Source organism: Burkholderia sp. Ax-1720, assembly GCF_011753035.1.
Classification (GTDB): Bacteria; Pseudomonadota; Gammaproteobacteria; order Burkholderiales; family Burkholderiaceae; genus Burkholderia; species Burkholderia gladioli.
Window position 1 is genome coordinate 1 of the sequence record NZ_VWWK01000341.1, and the last position, 3088, is coordinate 3088.

A 3088-nucleotide genomic window follows, 5' to 3' on the forward strand; every position below is an offset into this window, starting at 1 on the left:
GCCTCGAGCGCCGGCGCGGCGGCAGCGCCGCCCTCGCCTTCGCCGGCCAGCAGCGCGGATAGCACGATGCGTACCGGCACGCCATCGCCGGCGGGCCGCTGCAGCAGCCAGATCGCGCCGCCGCGCAGCAGCGCGTCGATGCTGGGCGATGCCCAGCTATCGCCGGGCGCGACCAGCATCGATTGCAGGCGCAGCACGGTGCCGGGCACGCCGGCACGACGTCCCGTCAGGCGCTCGAAAGCGGCATTGGTCCAGGTCAGCGTACCGTCGGCCGAGCACAGGCAGACAGCCTGCGCGGCCTGCGAAATCGCGCGCTCGATGCGCGTGGCATCCGAGCGACGCGGCACCGGATCGGCGGATTCGTCGGGCGCCGCGAGCGGTTCGGTCAGGCGCGTCTCCGGTCGTTGCATGGCGAAAGATCGGTCGATAAAACGGCGACGGAAAATTCCGTCGCCGCGAACATCAGATAGTAAGCGAATCGGGCTCGCATGCCGCGGAAAAACAGCGGGCAAGACAGGCCGCTATTCGCGGCATCTGGCGGGCACGCAAGCTTGCCGGCGGTGGCACGCCAGCTCGCGTTCACGCATGAACACGAGCCGCCGGGAATGCATATCGTTTGCGCGGGCTCCGTTCAGGCAGGTTCCGCCGGACATGCGCGTGTTGCCGTCTCGGCCGAGGAAGGTCCCGAACTTTATGCGTGCGGCAAGCTCCCGCTCGACGGGATGACGGTGGCGCGCATCAGGCCGCCGTGCAGGCCTCGATGCCCGCGGCGATCGCGGCGCCCAGGCGCCGGATCGTGTCCGCCTGGGCAAGCCGCGCCTCCTCTTGCGGATTGACGATCACGCCGGCCTCGATCAGCAGCGCAGGCACGCGCGCCGTGCGCAGCACCACCAGGTCGTCGAAACGATGGATGCCCAGGCGCGCGTCGATCAGCGGCCGGTTCTCGCCGCGAATCGGATCGGCGTGATAGAGCGAGGGCGTTTCGCCGGCCGCGCGCAGCCGCTCGCCGATCTCGCGCGCGCAGCGCAGGCTCGCCGCGTAGCGTGGATTGCGTTCGGACACGAAGATCGCGTAGCCGTGGAATTCGCGCTGGCGCCCCGCATCCAGGTAGGCCTGCCGGATCGAGTCGTGATGGATCGAGACGAACAGGTCCGCGTGCGCGTCGTTCGCCCGGGCCGAGCGCGCGCTCAGGGCGATCTCGCGGCCGTCGGCCGAGGTGCGCAGCACATGCTCGCCATGCGCGCCGAGTTCGGCGGCAACCGCCGCCGACAGATCGAGGTTGTAGCGGTATTCGACGCGGCCGCTGGCACCGGTGGCACCCGGGTGCGCCGGCGTGTGGCCGGTATCGACGACGATCGTGGAAGACGCGGCGCAAGCCGTGGTGGCCGACGCGCAAACGAGTGCGAGCGCGCCGGCGAGCGCGATCGTCCCCCGCAGGAAACCGCTTGTGATTGTCATGGATTCGTCGTTGTTGGTCACCGTCGCAGGGCGGCCGGTATCGCGACGCATTCTACCTGCGCGACGCAGCGGGAAATAGTCGAAACGCCGGGCGCGATTCAGGTATTTGCACCAGGCGCCGCGCGAGGATCGCGCCGGATCGAGGCCCGTCTCAGGACTTGGCGCCGAACGCGTCGGCCAGTTGCTTGGCGCGTTTCATCTCGTCGCCGTGCAGGTAGATCGAGGTGGTCGAGATCGAGGCGTGACGCAGGTTGTCGCGCACCGTGGTCAGCTCGGCGCCGCGCGCGAGCGCGTGGGTGGCGTGCGTGTGACGCATCCAGTGCGGGCTGGCGCGACGCAGCTTGTCGGCCAGCGGCGGATGCTCGGCGGCGAGCGTATCGGCCACCTGGCCGAAGAAGCGCTTGAGCACCTTCCAGAGACGCACGCCGCCGATGCCGGCCGCGCCGTCCTCGCCAAGGCCGCCGATCACCGGCAGATCGGGCCGCCATTGCGTGGGCACGGCCGACAGGCCGCGTTCCAGCGCGTAACGCGTGAGCGCCTGCCAGGCCAGCGGCGGCAGCGCCACGCGCGCGGCCTTGCCGCCCTTGCCCACCAGGTGGATCCAGCGATCCTCGCGCGCGTCGCTGCGGATCGCGCCGAGCCTGAGCCCGACCAGTTCGCTGGCGCGCAGCCCGGTGGCGTAGGAGAAATCGAGCAGGAAGCGCAGCCGCTGCGCGGCGGCCGGCTCCCAGCCAAGGGACCATTCGAGGCCGTCGGCGATCGCGCGCAGGATCTGCCATTCGCCGTCGCTGAACACGCGCGAGCTGTCGAGCGCGGCCGCGCGCGTGCCGCCGCGCACCTTCACGCCCGAGAACGGATTGGCCAGCAGGTAGCGCTGCTCGACCAGCCAGCGAAACAGCGCGCCGAGCACCGACAGCGCATGCGCGGCCGAGCGCGCCGACAAGGCACCGGTGAAGGGTCGCCAGTCGGCGGCACGGCGCGGCCGGATCGGGCCGGTCCAGCGTTCGGCCGGCGCGGGACGGCGCAGGAAGGCGCGATAGGCGAGCGCGTCCTCGGTGGTGAGCGAGGACAGCGCGCGGCCGCGCTCGACGATGGCCCACAGGATCAGCCGCTCGGCTTCCTTGCGATAGGTGCGCCGCGTGGCTTCGGATTCATGCAGCGAGAGCCAGGCCTGCACGGCGCTGTAGTCGTTGTCGGCGTCGAGCGTGCAGGTCTCGCGCGGCGCGCGGAAGGTGCCGGCCGTCCCGTCCACCTCGTGCGGCAGGCGCAGTTGCTCCCAAGGCACGATCAAGCCGGGCCCGGCCGCGGCGATCAGCGCCCGCGCGCGTTCGGTCAGCGCCGGATGCGCGCGGAAGAAGGCTTCGATGTGGCGGGCGTTGGCCGGGCCGAGGCCGGCGATCGCCTTCCACCATTGACGACGGCGCGGAATCCGCACGGTGAGATCGGCCAGCGTGGCGATGCCGTGCGCACGCAGCGCGGCCACCGCGCGCGCGGGCAACCAGGGGTCGATCTCGTCGGCGATCTGCGGCTCGGGCGGCCGCGCGTGGCGCAGCATCCCGATCGCCTCGGCGACGGCCCGCGCGTGCCTGGCGCGCTCGGCCGGCGCATGCGCCAGCAAGGCCGCCAGGTC

Annotated in this window: 3 protein-coding genes; all 3 read right to left on the bottom strand. The window is 71.7% G+C overall.

Going from position 1 to position 3088, the window contains the following annotated elements; genetic code table 11:
- Positions 1–410 (bottom strand): PAS domain-containing protein (locus F3J18_RS36360; protein ID WP_240156510.1); only part of this gene is annotated, 410 nt, incomplete at its 3' end.
- A 328-nt stretch (positions 411–738) separates the two neighbouring features.
- Positions 739–1458, bottom strand: a complete 720-nt coding sequence (locus F3J18_RS36365) for an N-acetylmuramoyl-L-alanine amidase (protein ID WP_240154840.1) — start codon at positions 1456–1458, stop codon at positions 739–741.
- A gap of 151 nt (positions 1459–1609) precedes the next feature.
- Positions 1610–3088 (bottom strand): site-specific integrase (locus tag F3J18_RS36370; RefSeq protein WP_166916984.1); only part of this gene is annotated, 1479 nt, incomplete at its 5' end.

Coding starts and splice junctions, on each gene's coding strand:
- F3J18_RS36365 (WP_240154840.1), bottom strand. CDS start 1,458: ATGACAATCACAAGCGGTTTCCTGCGGGGGACGATCGCGCTCGCCGGC.